Source organism: Pseudomonas sp. Nvir (assembly GCF_963778085.1).
GTDB lineage: Bacteria > Pseudomonadota > Gammaproteobacteria > Pseudomonadales > Pseudomonadaceae > Aquipseudomonas > Aquipseudomonas juntendi.
Genome location: NZ_CAVZVN010000020.1, coordinates 1 through 1315 on the forward strand (window position 1 = coordinate 1; position 1315 = coordinate 1315).

At 55.8% G+C, this 1315-nt stretch carries 1 protein-coding gene; it reads left to right on the forward strand.

What is annotated here, in order from left to right; translation table 11 throughout:
• Positions 1-1315, forward strand: a 1315-nt coding sequence (gene groL, locus AACG97_RS00190) for a chaperonin GroEL (protein ID WP_338463225.1), incomplete at both ends; no start/stop codon positions are given.

Genomic DNA, 1315 nt, shown 5'->3' on the forward strand with positions numbered 1-1315 from the left:
GGCCGCAACGTGGTTCTGGACAAATCCTTCGGCGCGCCGACCATCACTAAAGATGGCGTTTCCGTTGCTCGTGAAATCGAACTGGAAGACAAGTTCGAAAACATGGGTGCGCAGATGGTGAAAGAAGTTGCCTCTAAAGCGAACGACGCGGCAGGCGACGGTACCACCACCGCAACCGTGCTGGCTCAGGCTATCGTGAACGAAGGCCTGAAAGCTGTTGCAGCAGGCATGAACCCGATGGATCTGAAACGTGGTATCGACAAAGCTGTCATTGCCGCCGTTGAAGAACTGAAAGCGCTGTCCGTACCGTGCTCTGACTCTAAAGCGATTGCTCAGGTTGGTACCATCTCCGCTAACTCCGACGAAACCGTCGGTAAACTGATCGCGGAAGCGATGGATAAAGTTGGTAAAGAAGGCGTGATCACCGTTGAAGACGGTACCGGTCTGGAAGACGAACTGGACGTAGTTGAAGGTATGCAGTTCGACCGCGGCTACCTGTCTCCGTACTTCATCAACAAGCCGGACACCGGTGCCGTTGAGCTGGAAAGCCCGTTCATCCTGCTGGCTGATAAAAAAATCTCCAACATCCGCGAAATGCTGCCGGTTCTGGAAGCCGTAGCGAAAGCGGGCAAACCGCTGGTTATCATCGCTGAAGACGTTGAAGGCGAAGCGCTGGCGACCCTGGTGGTTAACACCATGCGCGGCATCGTTAAAGTGGCTGCGGTGAAAGCACCGGGCTTCGGCGACCGTCGTAAAGCCATGCTGCAGGATATCGCTACCCTGACTGGCGGTACCGTTATCTCTGAAGAGATCGGTATGGAGCTGGAAAAAGCGACTCTGGAAGATCTGGGCCAGGCGAAACGCGTGGTTATCAACAAAGACACCACCACCATCATCGATGGCGTTGGCGAAGAGTCTGCAATCCAGGGCCGTGTAGCTCAGATCCGTAAGCAGATCGAAGAAGCGACCTCCGATTACGACCGTGAAAAACTGCAGGAACGTGTCGCTAAACTGGCTGGCGGCGTGGCAGTAATCAAAGTCGGTGCGGCTACCGAAGTTGAAATGAAAGAGAAAAAAGCACGCGTCGACGACGCCCTGCACGCAACCCGTGCTGCGGTTGAAGAAGGCGTGGTGGCTGGCGGCGGCGTAGCGCTGGTTCGCGTTGCGGCGAAACTCGCTGGCCTGACCGGTCAGAACGAAGATCAGAACGTCGGTATCAAAGTTGCGCTGCGCGCAATGGAAGCACCGCTGCGTCAGATCGTGTCCAACGCCGGTGAAGAGCCGTCTGTTGTTGCTAACAACGTGAAAGCTGGCG